Genomic DNA, 20,070 nt, shown 5'->3' on the forward strand with positions numbered 1-20,070 from the left:
GGGGGCTGGGGGCGGGGCGGACGGAGATAGGGGGCGGGAGATCGGGCAGGGCGACGCCGGCGGAGCTGGACGAGCGCGAACCCGCACCCGACGCGCGAGAGCCGCCCGTGGACGCGTCGGCTGGTCGCGGACCGCCCGCCCGCGCCTGCGGAACCTCCGCCGACGCCTGCTGAGCCGCCGCGCAGGCCTCCCGTGCATCGGCCGTAGCCGACTCTCGCCCCGGGACCGGCGGTGTGGCCTTGCGCCCGCGACCACCGGCGGTGGCCAACGCGGCGTCCGGCGTCTGTGGCACCTCGTGGGCTCGCGGCTGGGCCGTGCGGGTACCCGCCTCGGGGTCCGGCCCCATGTCCCCGATCTCGTCAGCGAGTTGATGCACGAGGATGCCGTGACGGAACGCGGTCTCGCCGACGTCGGCACAGGTACTGCCGTACACGGAGAGGCGGTTGCCGCTCTCTCGTACGACCTCGACGGAGCGGTGGGCGGTGCGCGCCTCCTTGGCGAGCAGGGTGGCGAGACGGGAGGCGTGGGGGGTGCGGACGGCGACACGCGGGCGCAGCCGGGTGCGGGCGAAGTCGGCGGCCTCCTGGTCGGCGATGAGTCTGCCGCGCTGAAGCGTGACGACCCGGTCGGCGATGCGTGCGGCCTGCTTCGGGTCGGCCGTGGTCAGCAGGACCGTGCCGCCCTGGGCGGCGTGTGCGCGCAGCATGCCGTACAGCCATCGGCTCTCGCGGGCCGAGAGCCCGCCGGCGGGGTCGTCGAGCACGAGGGTGTGCGGGTCGGAGAGCAGTGCGCAGGCCAGACCGAGACGGCGGTCCATGCCGCGCGAGAGGGTGCCGAGGCGTTCCTCGCGCAGGCTGACGAGGCCGACGACCTCCAGGACTTCGTCGGCGCGACGGGCCGGTACGCCCGCGGCGGCGCACAGCATGCGCAGGTGGCCGCGGACGGTGCGGGACGGGTGTCCGGGGAGGTCTCCGAGAAGCACGCCGACCTCGCGCGAGGGGTGGGCGATGCGGTGCAGGGGGCGGCCTCTGAAGTAGGTGATGCCACGGCCGCGTTGGAGTTCGAGCATGAGTCTGAGCACTGTCGTCTTGCCCGCTCCCGACGCCCCGAGCAGCGCGGTGACGCGACCGGCGCGCGCCTCGAAGGAGACGTCGTCGACGGCGGGAGGAAGCTCCTTGCGAGGGTCGCTGGTCAGTCCGATGGCCTGGATCACTCGCAGCAAGATAGCGCGCTATGTCCGTTTTTTCGGGTAGGGCAAGGCCCGCTGCAACGGCCTGAATCGGTCCGGCCGGGTCCCGTGGCCTTCGTCCCGGCTGCGGACTGAGCACGGACTGCGCACGGATCGAGCATGAACTGGAGCCGGGCCGCGCAGGATCAGGGCCCGGATCGGCATCGGTTCACGTCCGGACCGGCGCCGCGGCGCAGCCGCTCGGGTCAGACCTCGGGGCGCAGCATCGGCGGGTTGAGCAGCGTGGCGCCGCCGGCCCGGAAGAGCTGGGCGGGGCGGCCGCCCTGGCGCGTGGTGGTGCCGCCGGTGGGGACGAGGAAGCCCGGCGTGCCAGTCACCTTGCGGTGGAAGTTGCGCGGGTCGAGCGCCACACCCCACACCGCCTCGTAGACCCGGCGCAGCTCTCCGACGGTGAACTCGGTGGGGCAGAACGCCGTGGCCAGCGACGAGTACTCGATCTTGGAGCGGGCACGCTCCACCCCGTCGGCCAGGATCTGCGCGTGGTCGAAGGCGAGCGGCGCGACCGGTTCGCCATCGCGGCCGTAGCCGCCCTGCTTCAGGAGTTCGTCGACCGGCGCCCAGCGGGCGTTGCTGGCGTCGCCTCCGGCGCGGGGTGCCGGCAGGTCGGGGGCCAGCGCCAGGTGGGCAACGCTGACCACCCGCATCCGGGGATCCCGCTTGGGGTCACCGTAGGTCGCGAGCTGCTCCAGGTGAGCGCCGTTGTCCTGCGCCGGGACGGCCGGGTCGTGGGCCCGCAGCCCGGTCTCCTCGGCCAGCTCGCGCGCGGCGGCCTGCGACAGATCCTCGTCGGCCCGTACGAACCCACCGGGCAGTGCCCAGCGCCCCTGGAACGGCGGTTCGCCCCTGCGCACCGCCAGCGCGCACAGGGCATGGCGGCGCACGGTCAGCACGACCAGGTCCACGGTGACGGCAAAGGGCGGAAAGGCTGACGGGTCGTAGGGCATGCGGCGATCATAGTCGTCTGCTTGACGATAAACACTCCCTTCGTCGGCCGCATCGATGGCTGATCCACTTCGGCCCGGTATGGACCTCACCACCCCGCACGCCCTCACGCCGTAGGGCGTCGTACGAGGTCACGCTCGCAGTTGGAGCCCGTCGGCAGCCTCCTCGACCATGGCTAGGCCCAGTCGGCTGACGCGTACGGAGAAGGGGGCGCCGGCGACCCTGAGGCCTGTCATGACGATCTCTCCGAGCGGTGCGCTGCGCACGGGGCGGAGTATGACCGTCCCCGCCGGAGCGTCAGGGCGGATACCCGCGAGCGTGGTCAACAGCAGCACTCCGGCTGCCGCCGCCGTGGCCGCGGGGCGGCACGCCGCCGGATGCGGGAGGGGCGCGCCGCCGTCCGTGCGTCGCTCTCCCGCGTACATTTCAGGCAGCCGGTGGCCGAATGCGGCCGCGGCCGCGAGCACACCCCGCAGCAGCCCGCTCGCCTCCTTCTCATAGCCGGCGGCGGACAGCCCCGCGACGGCGAGCGCAGTCTCGTACACCCGGACGGCGCCACTGCGGTGACCGAACGGGTTCTGCCCCGACTCCTTCACGCCCAGTCCGCGAAGGCCCCAGCCCGAGTCCATGGCCGGACCGCCGAGCAGCCGGGCGAGTTGTTCGGTCTGCACCTTGTCGAGCAGCCCGGGCGCCTGTTCGCCCCCGCCCAGCAGGCCGGTGTCGAGGAGGTGGACGGCGGCGGCGCCCAGATGCGGCACCAGGTGCCCGCCCGGGGCTCGGGCAGCCGCGGGCCGGCCGCCACCCAGGTCGTCGATCCAGAAGTCCGCGCGGAACGCCGTCCTCAGTGCCCCGGCCCACTGCCGCAGATCCGCACCGCCCGGTCTGCCGCAGCCGTCGAGCAGATCGGCCCCGAGCAGCGCCGCGCGGTGGGCGTGGGCCTGGGTCTCACAGCGGACGGGCCCTCCGGGATGCGGGTCGGGCAGGTATGTGCCGTCGCCCACGGTGGCCCGCAGCCAGGTCAGACAGCGCTCGGCCGCCGGAAGGAGTTCTTCGATCTCCGGCTCGGGCAGTCCCCAGCGCCGAACCTCCGCGAGCAGCGCGGGGAAGAGCAGCGTGGCCTCGGTGCCCGTGCAGCCCGGTGGCAGATGCGTGCCCGCGTCCCGTATCGGCGCGGGGATCATGCCGGACTGCGCTCCCTGGAACGGGAGTTGGGTGCGGGCGAGGGTGCGCAGCGTGCCCGCGGCGAGCCGGGTGCCCAGGGGCAGGGTCATGCGAGCCGCGGCGAGGGCCTCGGCCGGCGCCAGGCCGCAGCGCCACGGTGCCCCGGCGGCCAAGTGGACGTCGGAGGGATGGGCAGGGTCGCGCAACAGAAGAGCCTGGAGGTCCTCGATGCTCGTCCGCAGCAACGCCTCCACCCCGGGATCGTCTCCGGCCGCCCGCGCGGTCGCCACCGGGCTGGTCGCCGCTCGCCCCGCAGCGCGCACGGGCCCCGCTCGATCCGGCCGCGCCCTCAGCTCGATGCTCACGCTGCCACCCGGGGGCAACACGAACTCCCAGCGCAGCAGCCCTGCGGAGGCCAGTGCGTCGGCGGGCGGAGGGTCGGCCGTCACAGCCGAGTTGCCCTTGGCGGACGACCAGCGCAGGCCGGAGTCGTGGACGGTGGCGGGGAGTTCCGGCCCCGGGTTGCCGCACGCGATGGCACCGAGATCGGCCAGGTCCGTGCCCAGGGCGACCTCGACCGGCAGACGCAGGGGCCGGACCGCCGCACTGTGCAGCGTGATCCGCTCGACACCGTCCGCATGGCGGGTTCGCTCGACGACGACGTCCGGGTCCGGGCCCGCCTGCGGGGAACTGCGCAGCGTGCCCACGAACCGGGCGCGGTCGGCCGCGGTCATCCTGGCCTGGACCGCGAGCGGCTCACGTCCGGCCACACGGACCTGGCAACGCGAGAGCACGCGCCGGCCCGCGCGGTAGAACCCGTCAAGTCCCCGGCCGGTCAACTGACCCTGGTCCGTGGAGATGGCGAGGCCCGGCAGGGCGACACAGATCAGCGCGTTGTGGGTGGGCGGCAGGTCGGAGAACCGCCGCGGGGTCGACGGCTGGGCCGACGAAGGGGCGTCCTGGGGCTGGGCAAAGCGCCGTACAGGGTCGCTTGATGTCGGCGTTGCCGTGTCCGGGCTCGTGGGTGACGAGGGCGACGCCCGGCTCTGCTCCGGGGGCCGATTCGGCTGCTCGGCCCGTCGAAGCACAGCGTGCAGTCGTCCGGGTACGCTCCGCCCAGCACTGCCCGTGGACGTTGGCCGCCCCGTGTCCAGCCTCTGGGACGGGACCAGCCCACCAGCCGTAGAGCGATCGTCGGCGGTCGGCGAGGGCTGAGTCGGCGGTGGCACCGGAGTCGGCTGTGGCATGGGGCGGCTTCCTCTGCGCTCTGTGCGCCTCGGGCGTGTGCGGCGCCGGCTGGGGGACCCGGAGTGACAGGGGCGGTGCGGCGGCACGGCCGGTTCGGGCGTTCCGCCACTCAGGTGAACGGGGAGGGATACCTCCAGGTCACGCCCGGGACGGGCGGACCCCGCCGGAGGGACGCCCCTGTCAGCGAGTTCGGCGAGTGAGCACAGGCGATACGTGGCGGTGGCGCATGCTCCGCAGCTGCCGTGCACCCCACGGCACGGGTCACCACGCCTTCCGCCCCAGCTGTGACCCCGACGGCGGGGGCGGCAGCCGCTCTGCCGCGAGCGCTCACGCATCCCCCTCGCCCCCTGCGTTTCCAGGAAGCACGCTGTCCGGACGCGGCTCACCACGACGAACGGCGCCCTTCTTCGGCCTACGCGGAGCCGTGCGCTTCGAACCGCGCGAAAGCGTGCTGCCCGGCCGCCGGGCAGCGGGGTGGGTCCCCTGCGAGGCACTGGGGCCTCCCGTTGAGGCGCGGGGGCGCGAGACGCTCGACTTCCGCGCTCGTGCGGTTGCCCTCGTGGGACAGGGGAGGCTGCCGGTCGAACCCGCGGGGTGCCGGGACGGGGGACGATGGCCTGTGTCGGAACTCAGCGCGGACTTCACCGCTTCGTCCCTCAGCGGCTCTTCGACATCCTTCGCGTTGTCATGATGCCCTTCGGTCACACCCTCGCGCTCCTGGCGTACCTCATGTCCCTGGCGTCCCTCACGTTCCGAACGCAGGCAGCGGCGGATCGACTCGGGGTCGAGACCCTCGTTGCAGGCTTGGTGCAGCAGACGGGCGAAGAGGTAGTCGCGGTCCGCGCCGAGTGCCATGGCAAGGGCTTCTCGGGCCTCCAGATCATCGCCGGTGGACCAGGCGACCCAGCCGGCGAGGGTGAGAGGCGCCGCCGCGTGCTCGCTGTACGACCCGACACAGCGGCGGGCCAGCGCTCGCCACAGCCGGAGGGCGGGACCGGCGTCCTCGCCCTCCATCCACTCGGCCGCTCGGTCACGGGTCGCACGGTCCTGCAAACCCAGAATCAGCCTCGCGGCTTCGTCATGGCCAAGCAGTTCGTCGTCCCGGAGATCCGACGTGAGCGTCCCGGGCAGTGGCGGGGCTGCGGCGAACCGGCGCATGAGCCGCTCGGCCAGTTCGAGGGTCTCCTGGGCCACACCTCCGCGGGTCGAGTCGTCGAGGATCCTGGAGACCAGAGCCAGGCCGACCGTGTCCAGAGCGGCCTCCTGCTCCAGGGCGGCAGCGGTCTCCACGGGCAGCAGCCTGGCCCGCAACTCGCGCAGTGTGCCGCGTACCTGAATTCCGGCATACGTGGCCGCTGCGGCCAGCACCGACGTACCAGGCAGGCCCATAGGGCGGCCCTCCGGCGGACAGCACTCGGCTCGGTCGCAGCAGTAGGACCAGAATCGGCCGTCCGAGATGCAGAGCGCCTCGATCACCGGCACGTCCAGGCTGCCGCATGCGACACGCATCTTCTGAGCCAGCGGTCGCAGCTGTTCCATGACCTGTCGGCCCGTCTCGCCCTTTGCCGGTTCCTGGCAGAGGAAGGCGACCATCTGCTCCGGCCGGGCTCCCCTGCGCTCGCTGCCCGTCATCAGTCCGCGGGCCAACTGCGTGGCTGCGGAGTCCCAGTCGTCCGCACTCGCGGGGATGCCAAGCCGTGCCCGGCCGCCGAACCGGCCGCGGCCTGCCCTGTCGTGCAGCGCGACGAGCACAATGCTGTCCTCTGGGCGGTATCCGAGGAGATAGGGCAGGGCGTCGGCCAGTTCGGCCGGGGTGCGCAGGGTGACCTGGTGCTCGGGAAGGTGCGTTTCGTGCGTGATGCAGTCGAGTTGGGCCACGTGTCGCGCGCTTCCGTGGTCTTCGTCCGGTCCGGCAGGCACGTCGTACATCTCGGACGTGTCGTTCGGGTCGGTTGCTCCAGGGGCGAGGTGGGGCTCGCCGCCCGGGTTGTCGTCGCGCTCGGGAGATCCGGTGGTGTCGCTGTGATTCGTCATGCGAAGACGATCTCCCGGATCGTCATGTTTCGCTTTGCCCTGTGGATAAGTCCGACCAGGGACACGACAACCCTGGCCATCATGGCCAGTTGAGCCAGGATCGGTCTGCACCCGCCCGGCCCTCGCACAAAGCACCGGCTCCGTGCCCGCCGGCCAGTGCAAGCGGTGAGCGAGCTGCTTCCGGACACCGGCGGCAGTGCGCGTCCTGGTCAACGAGCTGCACGCCGAACTCGTCTACGACGGCATGAGGTTCGTGCCCACAACCGGCATCGCGTCACTGCGAGAACAGTTGAGGTATTTCCAGCCACTGGCCGCATCGGGGTTCTGCACGCCAGTGAACCCGAAGGTGCATTCCGTATGTTCCCCGCTACGACGTCGACACTGCTTCCACCAAGCGCGTCCACCGCTTCCTCCAGGGCGATCTCGCCACACACACCGGCAGCGAGTTCGGCCCCAGGCTCCTCTCGATCAGACCTCTTTGTGAGGTCACCCCGCCGCAGCGAGGACCAAAGGAAGCACCTCTTCACTGCCTGCCCGGCGAAGCAACCGGGCGGCGACGGCGAGGGTCCAGCCGGAGTCGGTGTAGTCGTCCACGAGCAGGACGGGTCCCGGGGAACTCGCCAGGGCAGCGGCCAGTTCCTCGGAGACGGTGAACGTGCCGGACAGTGACCGCAGGCGTTGGGCGGAGTTGCTGCGCCGTGCCGCGTGGGCGCCGCTCGATCCGGTGTAGGTCAGGGTTCCCAGGTAGGGCAGGCGGCCGATGGTCGCGATGCCCTGGGCGAGGGAGCCGACCAGTTGCGGGCGGGCCAGGGACGGTACGGCGACCACTCCCACCGGCCGGGCGGAGGCGTCCGGAACGTTCGGCGCCCAGCCGCTCGGTGAGCGCGCCCAGTCGGCGAGCACCGCGACCGCAGCTTGAAGGACGTCGTCGGGAACCGGGCCGTCGGGCGCGTTCTCGGCCAGTAGGGGGCGCAGGCGGTTGCCCCAGCCGATGTCCGACAGCCGACCCAGGGCCCGCCCGGTGGAGCACTGCTCCTTCGCCGGGATACGTCCTTTGAGGTCGATACCCAAGGCGGGCATCCCCGTCGGCCACATACGGCGCGGCTCGACCTCCACCCCGGGGCGATCGAGTTCCTTCGCCGCCCCGGTCAGCGCCTCGGCCGAGACGGACGACGCGATCCACGTCCCGGCGCAGTTGTCACAGCGGCCGCACGGGGATGCCCCCTCGTCGTCCAGTTGTCGGCGCAGGAACTCCATCCGGCAGCGGGACGTGCTCACGTACTCCCGCATGGCCTGCTGCTCCGCCGTCCGCTGCCGCCCCACCCACGCGTACCGCTCCGAGTCGTAGATCCACTGTTCGCCGGTGGAGATCCAGCCGCCCTTGACCCGCTTGACCGCCCCGTCCACGTCGAGGACCTTGAGCATGGTCTCCAGCCGGGTCCGCCGAAGATCCACGAGCGCCTCCAGGGCCGGCACGGACAGCGGCCGTCCCGCATCGGCCAGGGCCGAGAGGGTCTGCCGGACCTGCGCCTCGGGCGGGAAGGCCGTATCGGCGAAGTAGCGCCAGATCGCCTCGTCCTCCTTGCCCGGCAGCAGCAGCACATCGGCGTGCTCGACACCACGGCCCGCGCGGCCGACCTGCTGGTAATAGGCGATCGGCGAGGACGGCGAGCCGAGGTGCACCACGAAGCCCAGGTCCGGCTTGTCGAACCCCATGCCCAGCGCAGACGTGGCGACCAGCGCCTTGACCCGGTTCGCCAGCAGGTCGGCCTCGGCCTGTAGCCGGTCGGCGTTCTCCGTGCGCCCCGTGTACGAGGACACGGGGAACCCGCGCTGCCGCAGGAAGGCGGTCGCCTCCTCGGCCGCGGCCACGGTGAGTGTGTAGATGATCCCGGAGCCCTGCATCTCGTCCAGGTGCTCGGCCAGCCAGGCCAGACGGTGTGCGGCGTCCGGCAGCTGGACCACTCCAAGTCGCAGGCTCTCCCGCTCCAGCGAGCCGCGCAGCACCAGGGCCTCGCCGGCACCGGTGCCCAGCTGCTCGGCCACGTCCGCCGTCACGCGCGCGTTGGCGGTCGCCGTGGTCGCCAGCACCGGAACGCCGGGGGCCAGCGCGGCGAGCATCGCCCGGAGCCGGCGGTAGTCGGGCCGGAAGTCATGGCCCCAGTCGGAGATGCAGTGTGCCTCGTCGACCACCAGTAGGCCGGTCGTGGCCGCGAGCTTGGGCAGCAACTGCTCGCGGAAGTCCACGGAATTGAGGCGCTCCGGGCTCACGAGGAGAACGTCGGTCTCACCGCGCTCGACCTCCCCGTAGATCGTGTCCCACTCCTCGGGGTTGGCCGAGTTGATGGTGCGCGCCTGGATGCCGGCCCGCGACGCCGACTCGACCTGGTTGCGCATCAGTGCCAGCAGTGGGGAGACGATCACGGTCGGACCGGCGCCACGCCGGCGCAGCAGGGCGGTGGCGACGAAGTACACCGCTGACTTGCCCCAGCCGGTGCGCTGCACCACCAGGGCGCGTCGGCGGTCCTCCACCAGAGCCGCCACGGCCTGCCACTGGTCCTCACGCAGCCGTGCCGAGCCCTTCTGGGCGCCGACAAGCTCAGCGAGGATGGCATCGGCTTCAGCGCGGAGCTCCAGATTGTTCATGCCTCCATGCAACCTGATGGCACTGACAATCAGCCACCTCAACCGGCGCAACCGGCGCTCTTGCGCCGTCGGCAGAGCGGGTGAGCAGCCACGACCGCGTGATGCAGGGCCGTCCCATGCATCGCACGGTGACGCACTGGGTAGGGATATAACCCTCGCACCACCAGATAACGGTCGGTGGCCCCAATTGCTCGTTGCCGCATTCAGGTTCGGCAGGAAGAATTGAAGTCCGCTCCCCGCACGGCTCGTCCGTGGTCCGGTAGGGCTCTGCTGCGGTGTGCGCTCCCCCGATTCCGATCTCGCCCGCCGTGTGGGCGCGTAGCCGAAGGGAGGACCGTGACCTTCGGATTCGCTCCGTCCTCCGCGGCATCCATGTCGACGTCAGCCGACCTGTCCGCCGCATCCGCCAACCCTCTGGCCCGCATGCTCGAACCCGCGGAGTGGGCCGCCGCGGGCATCCCGCTGCTGCGCAACCCCCGCGAGGTCGTCAGCGGTCTGCACTCCCGGCACCGCCCCAAACCGGCGACGGCGATCGTGGCCGTCCTCGACGCTGACGAGCGACTGCGGGCGAGCGCCTCGTTCACCCGCCGCCCGTCCCCGGCCGACGGCTGGATGTTCCGCAACGCGCTGCTCACCCAGTTGCGCCGCGTCATCCCGCACGACCTGCGGCGCCGCACCCCGGTGCGCACCGCGGTGCTGCTCTACTGCCGTGAGGGCGATGCCCGTTGGACGGAGGAGGACGGCGCGTGGATGTGGGGTCTGCGTGACGCCTGCACCCTGCATGGGCTGCGCTGCGGGGCGTACATCACGCTGACCCGTGACGGCTGGCAGGTCCTCGGCGAAGGGCGCGGCGGTCGCCGCCCCAACACCGACTCGGCACCAGAGCCTTTCGCCACGTCTGAGTCACCGCTCCCGATACCCCGCACCGGCGGCGCGGCCTCGGAGGTCCTGCGACGCGCGGCAGCCCGCTGAGGGCACCGACCGGGCTTCTCGGCCGACAGCGCGGCCGTGCCGTACGACGTGAGCGATACGGATCCCGCGGCGGGGGCTACGACGCTGCTGCACGAGACGCGACGCCTGCCGTACGGGCACGACGGCTCCTGAGCGCGCTCGACGCATGACATCGGCCACCGTGGACGCCACGACACGGGCGACCGGGGCTGCCCGATCGTGACCGAGCAACGGCAGGCCGCAGCCCGTCCAGCTCACACCACGAACCAGTCGGCGACGCGCCCGGAACTCCCGCCAATGCGCCATCGCGGCATCACGTGTCTGACGATCGGCCCGCCCTCACGCCTGGACGACGCACGACGACTGTCCGTCGGCATGGACGATCACGAGCGTCCACCGGGCCGTGCACAGCGCGCTTCCCGCTCGTGCGCGCACGCCAAAGGCGCCACCGTGCAGACGCCGCCTCAGCGACGGCGTCCCGTCCCCCTTGTGCCCCGCGGAGATCCCCCCGGACGAGCCGGATGCGGCTCAGACGCCCGCGCCCAGCACCGAGTTGATGCGCTGCGGGTCACCGCAGACGATCAGCAGGGCACCGGCCCGGCCGAGAGCAAGCGGCAGGGCGGTGGCGGCAGCGGTGTCGGGGCCGCCGTTGACGGCCACGACGACCACGGGACGCACCGCGGCACGGTCCGCGACCGCGGCATCGGCGTAGAAGACGTCATCACCCGCATCGTGCTGCGCCCAGTAGGCGGCTTCGCCGAAGGACAGCTCGTGGGCGGCCCACGGGTGCTGTTCTCCCGTGGTGATCACCAGCACGTCGCTGGGGGCACGGCCCGAGTCCAGGAGCAGGTCGACGGCTTCCTCGGCGGCGTCGAGCGCGCCCTCGGGCGAAGCCGGGATCAGCTGGATCTGCGGGGTCGCCGCAGCCGGTGCGGAGGCGGCGGGAGCAGCCGGACCGGTGGGTCCGGGCTTGGTCACGGCCATGTCGCGCGGCGTACGTTGCACCGGCGGCGCGGGCCGCAGGGGCCCGGGTCGGCCGGGACGCGACGGAGCCGCGGGGCGGGGGCCGGGTACGGGGCGAGGGGTCGGCGCGGTACGGCCGTTGGCCGGCGTGGCGCGGGGACCCTGGGCACTCTCGTGAATCTGAGGCTCCTCGGGAATGAGAGGCATGAGCTGATGTTTATCAAACGCTGGTGCGGCTGGCGCCAGTGGGTGGCACACAAGCGCGAGCGGAATCGTCAGAAATCGAAGCCGAGCTGCCCCTCGATCTCCGGAACGCTTCCTTCCACCCAGGTGCGGGCCTTCTTGAGATGCCGCCACTGGGGCAGCGCATCAAGATACGCCCACGACAACCGGTGATACGGGGTGGGTCCCCGCTCCGCCAGTGCGGCCTTGTGCACGGGTGACGGATACCCGGCGTTGTCCGCAAAACCGAAGTCTGCATGGTCGATACCCAGTTCGGCCATCATTTTGTCGCGCTGCACCTTGGCGATCACCGAGGCCGCCGCGACCGCCACGCACGACCGGTCGCCCTTGATCACCGTACGGACCTTCCACGGGTCCCCGAGATAGTCGTGTTTCCCGTCGAGGATCACCGCGTCGGGACGGACCGGCAGCGCTTCCAGGGCGCGACCTGCGGCAAGCCGCAGCGAGGCCGTCATCCCCAGGTCGTCGATCTCCTCCGGAGAGGCGTGCCCGAGGGCGTACGACGTCACCCATGTCCGCAGCAGATCTGCGAGCTCGGTGCGCCGCTTGATGGTGAGCAGCTTGGAGTCGGTGAGCCCTGCGGGGGGCCGACGCAGTCCGGTGATCGCCGCGCAGACGGTGACGGGACCGGCCCACGCGCCGCGCCCCACCTCGTCGACACCGGCAATGATCTTCGCTCCGGTCGTGGCTCGAAGGGAGCGCTCGACGGTGTGAGTAGGCGGTTCGTACGGCATGGCGCCCTTAGCGTACGCCGACCGCGGCAGGCTCCGACACCCCGGTTCGCCGAAGCAACCTCCAGGCCGCCGGAGCGACGCTTCAGTCGCGCGACGGGCGGAGCAGAGGAAGCATCAACTGGTCGATCATCTCCTCGAGATCCCGATCGCTCCATTCGCTTGAGCACATCTTTGATCGATACATCATCATCGCGGGAATGGCATCGAACACATAGCCGTTCGCCGCGTCAGCCCGCACCTCTCCTCGCGCAATGCCACGGGTGATGACCTCCCGGAGCAACCCGATCGTCGGCTCCACGACCCCCTCGAAGATCACGCCATGGAACCGCTCCGCCTGGAGGCTGTCGCATTCGTGAATCACCGATCGCAGCGCGAAACCGGGGCGCGAGAACATCGCCTCACGCGCCTGCCGACACAGCTCGAGCAGATCTTCGCGCACACTCCCCAGATCGGGAGCCGACTCGAACGACGGCAGCCCGGCGCGCAGCGCATCGGCGACGAGGTCCTCCTTGGACGGCCAGCGCCGATAGACGGCGGCCTTCCCGGTCTGCGCACCGGCGGCGACGCCCTCCATCGTGAGGCCGTTCCATCCGACCGTACTGAGCTGTTCCAGCGCGGCATCGAGGATGGCGCGTTCGAGCACGGCGCCACGCCGGCGAAAAGAGGCCGTCTGAGCGGGGGCGGCCGTCCAGCGCGAGGTAACCATCTGAGCGTCTCCAACGAGCAGGGGAAGCGGGGATTCCGGGGACAGGTGAGCACCGCGCGGCCACTGCGGGGGACGGACCGCACTACAACAACCTAAGTGAACGCTTGCGTTCACTACTGGGGACTCACTACGGTTGACGCGGCAGTGAACGCGAGCGTTCACTAAGGCACTTGTGGGGGACCCATAGTGACAACCTCTCAGTTGATCAAAGATCAGAAACCAGGTGCGGCCCGCCGGGAGGGGCATCCCGGCATCGCGCTCACCGTCATCGCGGCCTGCCAACTCATGGTGGTACTCGACGCGACGATTGTGAACATCGCGCTCCCGCACATTCAAGACGCTCTGAAGTTCAGCACCACCGACCTCACCTGGGTCGTCAGCGCCTACACGCTCACCTTCGGCGGCCTGCTGCTTCTCGGTGGCCGCGCGGGTGACATCCTGGGCCGTCGCCGGGTCTTCATGTCCGGCATCCTGCTGTTCACGCTCGCCTCCCTGCTCGGCGGACTCGCCCAGGAGCCCTGGCAGTTGCTGGCTGCGCGTGTGCTCCAGGGCGTGGGGGGCGCCATCGCTTCGCCCACCTCGCTGGCGCTCATCACCACGACGTTCCCCGAAGGCCCGGAGCGCAACCGGGCGTTCGGCGTCTTCGCCGCCGTCTCCGCGGGCGGTGGCGCCATCGGCCTGCTCGCGGGCGGCATGCTCACCGAATGGCTCGACTGGCGATGGGTACTCTTCGTCAACGTGCCGATAGGCATCGTGATCGCCGTGCTCGCGCCGCTGTACATCAGCGAGTCCGAGCGGCACACCGGTCGCTTCGACATCGCGGGCGCGCTGACCTCGACGACAGGCATGGCCGCCCTGGTCTACGGCTTCATCCGTGCCGCGGACGAAGGGTGGCGGGACAGCCTGACCATCGGGTCCTTCGGCGCCGCGGTGGTCCTGCTGCTGGCCTTCGCGTTCATCGAGTCCCGGGCCCGGGAGCCCATCACGCCGCTCAGGATGTTCGCCGACCGCAACCGCTCGGGAACGTACGTGATCATGCTCAGCCTCGCCGCGGCGATGTTCGGCATGTTCTTCTACATCGTGCTGTTCGTGCAGAACGTGCTGGAGTACAGCCCGATCGAAGCCGGTCTCGCGTTCCTTCCGGTGACGGTCGTGATCGCGCTCGGCGCGGGCCTGTCGCAGCGCTTCCTGCCGGTACTCGGCCCCAAGCCGTTCATGCTCGTGGGCTCGGCGCTCACGGCGATCGGGCTGGCCTGGCAGACCCTCCTCAGCTCCGACAGCTCGTACGTCGGCGGAGTCCTCGGCCCGATGCTTGCTTTCGGCTTCGGCATGGGTCTGAACTTCGTGACGCTGACGATCACCGCGGTGTCCGGTGTCGCTCAGCACGAGGCCGGCGCGGCTTCCGGGCTGCTCAACGCCACGCAGCAGGTGGGCGGTTCCCTCGGCCTGTCCATCCTGACGACCGTGTTCGGCTCGGCCAGCAGGGACGAAGCGGAGAAGCAATTGCCCAAGTTCATGGCGGAGGGATCGGCCGAGCAGAAGGCGGAGTTCGCCAAGACTCAGCAACTGCCCGGCCCTTGGGGACACGAAGTACTCACCCAGGGCATATCGATGGGCTTCGTCGCGGCCGCAGCGATGGCCGTACTCGCCCTGGCCACCGCATGGTTCGTGATCCGGGTCCGCAAGAGTGATCTGGACGCCCTCGCGGGGACGGCGGGTCCGATGGCCGGCTGACTCAGCCCGGCCCTCCAGGGGCCGCGGATGGCCGGATCGCGTCCGGGGGACCGTCGGCGAGGACGACGAGCCGGCCATCCGCACCACCCTCATGGCGACCGACGACAGACAAACCCGTCGGGCGCAGGAAAGCCGAACGCCGCTCCACGCGACGGTCGCCGCGACGAACAGCGCACCAAGCACTGACACGAACTCCATGACCCCACCCCCGACGCCGCTCGTACGTCATGTGCGCGTACGGCCCGATTGGGGCCGCACACCAACTGCCATGACAACGGACGATTGGTCACACAGAGTTCCCACCGCGCACAGAAAGTCATCAGAGTCGAGGCCGGCAGTAATGCGCGGGACGCTACGCCGAAGTAGCCAGCCACTCGGGGAACGCCTCAGTGCGCTCCACCCACTCGGCCGGCACCGACCCGGCCTTCCCGGAGCCGATTACACCGCCCACGATGGCGCACGTGGTGTCCACGTCACCGCCGACCTGCGCGGTCGTCCAGAAGCCCCGCTCATAGTCGCCGAGAGCCCGCGCCGCAGACCAGAGCGCGAAGGGCACGGTGTCGTGGGCCGTCGTACGGCGCCCGCAGCCCAGGACAGCCGCGACGGTGCTCGCGTCGCCGTAGTCGAGCATGTCCCGGGCGCGTCGCAGGCCTGCTCCGACCGCACTCTTCGGCACGAGGGCGATGACGTCGTCGAGAAGTGATTCAGGGCTGGGCGGGCCGCCAGGAGCGGCTACCAGCGCGGCAGCGGCGGCAACAGCCATGGCGCCGACCACGGCCTCGCGGTGCTGATGCGTGGGGTAGGCGGAGATCTCGGCCTGATGGGTCGCCTGCTCCGGGTCGTCCGCGTACCAGGCGCCGAGGGGCGCGATCCGCATCGCGGCGCCGTTGCCCCAGGAGCCCTGTCCGTTGAAGAGTGCGGCCGACAGCTCGCGCCAGTCGCCACCCTCCCGGACCAGGCGCAGCAGCCGGTTGACGGCAGGGCCGTAGCCCCGGTCGAAGTCGTGGTGCTCGGCGAAGGAGCGGGCCAGGGCGTCCTGGTCGATGCGGTGGTGTGCGGCCAGAACGGCGACCACGGAACAGGCCATCTCCGTGTCGTCCGTCCACTGCCAGGGCCCGGAGGGCAGCTCGCGGCGCTTCAGCAGCGGGTAGTTCACCGGAACGAAGAACTGCGAACCCAGCGCGTCCCCCACCGCGAGTCCGCGCAGGCTGGCCAGGGCGCGGTCCAGGCGCCCTTCGGGAGAGGAGTCAGCGGTCATCGCTCTGCCACTCTATCCGGTGATCCCGTACGGTTCCGGATCTCGCCAGCGTTCGAACGGCCGGTCAATCGTGTACTTGCCGTCGTCCCCGAGAACGAGCATCCGCATCTCCGCGTTCCCGGGGTTCGACAGCGACTCGAATTCCGCGACCGTCCAGTGGAACCAGCGCATGCAGAACAGCCGCATCGCGAGTCCATGGGTCACCAGCAACACGTTCGGCGGATGGTCGGGCGCCTCGAAGCTGCGGAACAGGCTCTCCAGGAAGTTGCCGACCCGGTCGTACACGTCGGCGCCGGACTCGCCCTGGGCGAAGCGGTAGAAGAAGTGGCCGTAGGCGTCCCGGTATGACTTCTGGAGGCGTACGTCGTCGCGGTCCTGCCAGTTTCCCCAGTCCTGCTCGCGCAGCCGGGGCTCTTCGCGTACGCGTATGAGCTCGTGGTCCAGGTGGAAGGCCCGCAGCGTTTCGTGCGTACGGCGGTAGGGCGAGACGTACACGCTGACCCGCTCCCGGCCGAACACCTCCCGCAGCCGCTTCCCGGTCTCCTCTGCCTGCAACCGGCCCCGCGCGGTCAGGGCCAGGGCGTGGTCGGGCTCACGCTCGTAGACGGTGTCATCAACATTGCCCGTTGACTCGCCGTGCCGGACAAGGACGATGCGCCGTGGTCGTGCCATGCCAAAACCCTAGATCGGGTCACGGCCCATCGAAGACTCGTACAGGCTCATACGGCGTAGGTCACACATTTCCTGCACCGCCAGCCGCGTCAAGACGCACCGAGGCGGGTCGGGAACTCAAACCGTCCAGGTCGGTTCGAGCTCCACGATGTCACCCGTAAGGGCCGCGATGTCTGCCTCGGTCTGGGCTCGCAGCGCCAGTCGCTCCACGCGTTCCGTCCGGTACTTACCGTGCTCCGCGGCCGACCGCCACATTGACAGCACCAGGAACTCGTGCCCCGGTGCCTCACCGAACAGCCCGCGGATCATGCCCGGGGAGCCGGCCATCGCGGGGTTCCAGACCTTCTCCTGCATGAGCGTGAAGTGCTCGGCCCGCTCTTCATGGACACGGCAGTGGGCCACCCGGACGAGATCCGCGTCGGTGAAGCGCGGCTCGAAACCGGTCTTCACGTCGAAGCGGTAGTCGAAGAGTCTGACCTGTATGTCCTTGAAGGTGCCCGACTGCGCGGTCGCCAGTCTGTCGTGGGAGCGGGCCATGAAGGAGTCGTAGAAGGAACGGCTCTCCCAGAACGAGAAGATGTGCGCCACCCCCTGCCGCCCCCGACTCCAGCCACCACCCTGCCCCCGAAATCCCGGCTCCCCCAGAAGCCCCGCCCACTTTCGCTGCCCCCGCTCGAAGCCGCGGCGGTCCACCACGGTGCAGCGAATCCACTTGACCAGCACCGCGCCATCGTAAGGCCACGGAGCGTGGCGCCGGTCACTCTCGGCAGGAGTGCTCTCCGGCGTACGTTCCCGCGCGCGTGGCAGGATGGACAACCGGCCTCGTCTGCTGGGCAGTTCGGGCTGAGACAAACGCAAAACGGGGAAGGGGAGCCTGGTGAACGCCATCAACAAGGGGATCCGGAAGGTCGAGATCTCACTCAAGTGGGATCCGAGTCCGGCGGGGCAGCCGCCCACCGACCTGGACCTCGTCGCCGCGACCTACCTGGCGAGCGACCCGTACGGTGATCCCGCCTACGTGGTGCACTTCGACAGCCGTTCTCCTGACGGCACCATCTATCTCAACCGGGACAGCAAGGACGGCAAGGGCTTCGGCTGGGACGAGGTCCTCACCGTGGAGCTCGACCGGCTCGACAGCCGGTACGCGCGCGTGATGGTCGGAGTCGTGATCCAGCAGAACCCCGCGAAGCGCACCTTCGTCAGCGTCATCAATCCGGCTCTGCGCATCCGTGAGGGCTACACGGTCATGGCCGAGGACGACTTCGGCGGTGTCCTCGGGGCGACGGCGACGACGGTCGCGGAGTTCGTACGCGAGGGATCGAGCACGTGGGATTTCCACCCGGGCATCCACGGTTTCGAGGACGACCCGGAGACGTTCACAGCGACCATGGGAAGGGCTCGCAAGCCCTGAGCAATTCTTGGGCTCGCCAGGGCATACCGCGAAGAAGGGCGCCGACATATATGGCCGACGCCCCTCTTCAGGGCCTTTGTGAGGTCACCTCAACGGCTGACCGGCGCCCGGGGCCACGCCCCTGGCCGGTGTACTGGCGCCGGTAGAGATTCCTGGCGTTCGCTAGTCCTCGCCCGATGGTGACCGGTCGGCGAACGCTCGCAGACCGTGGCCCGACGCCGTATCTGCAAGCCGCAGGACCCCGGGTTCCTTGGCAGCGAGGGCCTTCCTGGCCGCCTGGCACCAGTCCTCGCGGTCGAGAAGTGCCAGATAGCGGTCCCGATAGGACCGCCAACGCTCGGCGAGCCCGATCGACCCTGCGTCGCCATGCTCCCCGAGGCTGCTGGCCAGCCACGCGGCAGTGGTATACCGACTGGCGGTGGGCTCCAGACGCTCAAGATGACGCAGATGCGCGGCCAGTACTGCCTCCGCATGGGGGTATCGCGAGAGGGTCACGCCCATACCCTGGCTGTAGGTCAGCACGAGGAGCAGTCTGCCGGAGTGGTCTGCGATCTCGTCGTCCACGCAGGGTTCGATGAGAACTTCGTGCAAGTCTGTGGTCTCGGCGACACGGCCGGCGAAGTACGCGTTGAGGAAGTCGCCGTCACATGCCCTGCGAAGGAGCCAGAGCCGGACAGCAGGATCGTCGAGTCGACAGAGGGCTTCCACGACGTAGACCCGCCCCCAGCCGGTGACTCGGTCAGCAAGCCAGAGGAGGGCCTCGGTGCCGCCTCCGGGCAGCCGTTCCAAGGCGAGCGCCGCGAGTGGGCCGAAGCGGTTGGACCGAAGTCCGATCGTTTGGATCAGTGGGATGTCGTCGGCCGTACCCACGGCCGCAAGGAGGGCAAGGCCCACGGTGGCCGCGCAGCGGTCGGCGCCGTGCCTGACCAGCCACCGACCAGCCTGGAGAACTCGGTCTCTGTCAGCCTGCTGGGCCACCGCCCTGATGTGCTCGTTTTCGTGAATCGGGACGTAGAAGTCGTGGAAAGCATCGGCGAGGTCGCTGGGGCTGGCCGAAGGCCGGGCGAGGTGAGCGTCCAAGACGGATGCCACGTCCCACCCGATGTGGCTTCGGTCCTCGGGGGCCGCGGGGCGAGGTCGTCGACGGTGCGCCCGATCTTCTGGATACGGCTCTCCGTCGCGCGGAAGAGGCTTGTCCGGAGTGGACTTGTGCAGTGCCAGCGCGTAGTCGAACAGCGGTACCTGTGATCCGGGGAGCTTCATCCCGGTCGCCTCGCTCATCGGCGGGCGGAAGGCTCGTTTCTCTTGATCATGGCCAGGAGCATGCCAGGGCAGGACCGTCGCCACAAGACCCGATGTTCCTCCCCCCTCAGGGCCGGAATCGCGGCGGCCACGGATATCCCAACTGCTTGGCAAACTCGCGTGAACCACCGCAGAGTTCGCCAGTCGCCCGGGGATCGACCTGGAGGAGATCTCGCAGCATCCGGTTGACCTGGTCTTCGGGGGCGTCGTCAGTGACGGGCAGGACATGGCGGAACTGCAGCCAAGGCCCCTCGTCATTCCCGGTCGGCCGACCGGGATGGAAGAAGGCGACGGCGACGCGATCCCGCTCCCAGGGCAGGGCGCTGACCCAAGCGAGTTGGCATTCCCATTGATCAAGCCACTGGGTTTGCTGCTGTAGGCCCTCTTCCAGGAGTCGGGCGATGGTGCGGGCCGGCCATTCCCAACTGTGGTCAGCAACTGCGCGCTGAACCTCGGCACCGTATTGCTGCGCGTCGAACCGATACGGAGGAAGATCCAGATCGCCGTCCGGGTTCCGCCAGTCATCCCAAACGACGGTCCTGCCCTCACGCTTGATCGTCACGTAGACGGCGCCGCAACAGGCCTCCGTGCATTCGGCTTCAGCGAGCCGAACCTCTTTGGGTTCGTGCGACGGCATCAGCGGGCTGGAGGGCACAAGGAGATGTCGGGGATCTTCTGCTGGGCCCGATTCGAAGGCGGTAGCCAAGATGTCCTGATCGTCGATGATCAGTCGGACCTCGACTGCGCCTCCGCTTTCAGCCGGGTCCGGCGTGACGATGCGGAGAGCGAGGTGATTCAGTTCGGACGGCACGCGAC

At 70.1% G+C, this 20,070-nt stretch carries 16 protein-coding genes; 3 read left to right on the plus strand and 13 right to left on the minus strand.

Annotated elements, in window-relative coordinates:
• The 5 genes from KUM44_RS31595 to KUM44_RS31615 all read right to left on the minus strand — a co-directional run.
• Positions 1-1,213: ATP-binding cassette domain-containing protein (locus KUM44_RS31595; protein WP_217213188.1), on the minus strand; the 1,213-nt coding region annotated here is incomplete at its 3' end.
• A 221-nt stretch (positions 1,214-1,434) separates the two neighbouring features.
• Positions 1,435-2,193, minus strand: a complete 759-nt coding sequence (locus KUM44_RS31600; RefSeq protein WP_062719454.1) for an NUDIX domain-containing protein — start codon at positions 2,191-2,193, stop codon at positions 1,435-1,437.
• A gap of 129 nt (positions 2,194-2,322) precedes the next feature.
• Positions 2,323-4,239 carry a glycogen debranching N-terminal domain-containing protein gene (locus tag KUM44_RS31605; RefSeq protein ID WP_374202092.1) on the minus strand — a complete coding sequence of 639 codons (1,917 nt, stop codon included), beginning with the start codon at positions 4,237-4,239 and terminating at the stop codon, positions 2,323-2,325.
• Between the two features lie 688 nt (positions 4,240-4,927).
• A complete protein-coding gene (locus KUM44_RS31610) occupies positions 4,928-6,634 on the minus strand; it encodes a DUF4192 domain-containing protein (RefSeq protein ID WP_217213189.1) in 1,707 nt (568 codons plus the stop codon).
• A 486-nt stretch (positions 6,635-7,120) separates the two neighbouring features.
• Positions 7,121-9,280, minus strand: a complete 2,160-nt coding sequence (locus tag KUM44_RS31615; RefSeq protein ID WP_217213190.1) for a RecQ family ATP-dependent DNA helicase — start codon at positions 9,278-9,280, stop codon at positions 7,121-7,123.
• A 336-nt stretch (positions 9,281-9,616) separates the two neighbouring features.
• On the opposite strand from KUM44_RS31615, the gene KUM44_RS31620 reads away from it, so the two are divergent.
• On the plus strand, positions 9,617-10,252 hold the full coding sequence (locus KUM44_RS31620) for a hypothetical protein (RefSeq protein WP_217213191.1): 636 nt from the start codon (positions 9,617-9,619) through the stop codon (positions 10,250-10,252).
• A gap of 507 nt (positions 10,253-10,759) precedes the next feature.
• Here the strand turns inward: KUM44_RS31620 and KUM44_RS31625 are convergent.
• The 3 genes from KUM44_RS31625 to KUM44_RS31635 form a co-directional block, all read right to left on the minus strand.
• Positions 10,760-11,401 (minus strand): hypothetical protein, encoded by a 642-nt coding sequence (locus tag KUM44_RS31625; protein ID WP_217213192.1) that lies wholly within the window; start codon positions 11,399-11,401, stop codon positions 10,760-10,762.
• Between the two features lie 68 nt (positions 11,402-11,469).
• Complete coding sequence (locus KUM44_RS31630; RefSeq protein ID WP_217213193.1) at positions 11,470-12,171, minus strand: ribonuclease HII; 702 nt, start codon at positions 12,169-12,171, stop codon at positions 11,470-11,472.
• 82 nt (positions 12,172-12,253) lie between these two features.
• Positions 12,254-12,877 carry a TetR/AcrR family transcriptional regulator gene (locus tag KUM44_RS31635; protein ID WP_217213194.1) on the minus strand — a complete coding sequence of 208 codons (624 nt, stop codon included), beginning with the start codon at positions 12,875-12,877 and terminating at the stop codon, positions 12,254-12,256.
• Between the two features lie 186 nt (positions 12,878-13,063).
• Here KUM44_RS31635 and KUM44_RS31640 point away from each other — a divergent pair, with 186 nt between their 5' ends.
• Complete coding sequence (locus KUM44_RS31640; RefSeq protein WP_217213195.1) at positions 13,064-14,611, plus strand: MFS transporter; 1,548 nt, start codon at positions 13,064-13,066, stop codon at positions 14,609-14,611.
• A gap of 352 nt (positions 14,612-14,963) precedes the next feature.
• Here KUM44_RS31640 and KUM44_RS31645 read toward each other — a convergent pair whose 3' ends face one another.
• From KUM44_RS31645 to KUM44_RS31655, 3 genes are all read right to left on the minus strand, one after another.
• Positions 14,964-15,869 (minus strand): ADP-ribosylglycohydrolase family protein, encoded by a 906-nt coding sequence (locus KUM44_RS31645; RefSeq protein WP_217213196.1) that lies wholly within the window; start codon positions 15,867-15,869, stop codon positions 14,964-14,966.
• 12 nt (positions 15,870-15,881) lie between these two features.
• Complete coding sequence (locus tag KUM44_RS31650; protein ID WP_217213197.1) at positions 15,882-16,541, minus strand: histidine phosphatase family protein; 660 nt, start codon at positions 16,539-16,541, stop codon at positions 15,882-15,884.
• A 117-nt stretch (positions 16,542-16,658) separates the two neighbouring features.
• Positions 16,659-17,264 (minus strand): YdbC family protein, encoded by a 606-nt coding sequence (locus KUM44_RS31655; RefSeq protein ID WP_217213198.1) that lies wholly within the window; start codon positions 17,262-17,264, stop codon positions 16,659-16,661.
• 154 nt (positions 17,265-17,418) lie between these two features.
• On the opposite strand from KUM44_RS31655, the gene KUM44_RS31660 reads away from it, so the two are divergent.
• Positions 17,419-17,952, plus strand: coding sequence for a TerD family protein (locus KUM44_RS31660; RefSeq protein ID WP_217213199.1), 534 nt, complete (start codon positions 17,419-17,421; stop codon positions 17,950-17,952).
• Positions 17,953-18,114: 162 nt separating this feature from the next.
• On the opposite strand, the gene KUM44_RS31665 is transcribed toward KUM44_RS31660, so the two are convergent.
• On the minus strand, positions 18,115-19,233 hold the full coding sequence (locus tag KUM44_RS31665; RefSeq protein ID WP_254390412.1) for a hypothetical protein: 1,119 nt from the start codon (positions 19,231-19,233) through the stop codon (positions 18,115-18,117).
• 88 nt (positions 19,234-19,321) lie between these two features.
• Positions 19,322-20,065, minus strand: coding sequence for a hypothetical protein (locus tag KUM44_RS31670; protein WP_254390413.1), 744 nt, complete (start codon positions 20,063-20,065; stop codon positions 19,322-19,324).
• Between the last annotated feature and the right edge of the window lie 5 nt (positions 20,066-20,070).

Source organism: Streptomyces sp. AC550_RSS872, from assembly GCF_019049285.1.
In the GTDB taxonomy this organism is placed as follows: domain Bacteria; phylum Actinomycetota; class Actinomycetes; order Streptomycetales; family Streptomycetaceae; genus Streptomyces.